The sequence below is a fragment of the Nocardiopsis oceani genome (genome assembly GCF_054777395.1).
The window spans coordinates 1-509 of the sequence record NZ_BAAHAR010000144.1; the positions used below are offsets into that span (position 1 = coordinate 1).

At 60.5% G+C, this 509-nt stretch carries 1 protein-coding gene; it reads left to right on the plus strand.

Translation table 11 applies throughout. The features are described 5' to 3' along the window. Positions 1-179 precede the first annotated feature (179 nt). Positions 180-509 (plus strand): transposase, encoded by a 330-nt coding sequence (locus tag ACYVDG_RS32750; protein ID WP_460764218.1) that lies wholly within the window; start codon positions 180-182, stop codon positions 507-509.

Here is a 509-nt window from a genome sequence, read left to right on the forward strand (position 1 = left end):
TGGTGCTGTGGACGATCTTGTGGTGAGACCTGTCCTACCAGGGGCTTCACGTCTGTCTGGGGTCAGGGTCGGCCCGTACGATCTCGCGCTCGCTCATAGCCCCCGCTTTTTCGCTGAGAAAACCTCAGTAGTGGTCATCTCCGGCACTGGAAACGCAGGGAGGAGTCCACACCATGGTCATGAAGCACTACCCACGCGAGTTCATAGCCGAAGCCGTCGCCCTGTACCTGCCCCGTGCCGGTGTGACCATCGCGCACATCGCCGATCAACACGGCAACAACCGCGAGACCCTGAGCAACTGGATCCGCAAAGACGACGACCAGGGGCAGGGCGCGCAAGAACCGGTTCAGCCATGCGGGAGCTTCATCTGGCTCAGGACCATCCTTGAGGTGCCCCGAGGTTTCCGGACAGGGACCCAATACAATGGTCTCGTAAGGAAACGAGGGGAAACGTGGGCAGGACAAGCAAGTACTCACCGGAGTTCCGCGAGGAAGCGGTACGCTTGGTGA

Excerpts from the sequence above, each read along its gene's own strand:
- ACYVDG_RS32750 (WP_460764218.1), top strand. The coding sequence starts at position 180 with ATGAAGCACTACCCACGCGAGTTCATAGCCGAAGCCGTCGCCCTGTAC.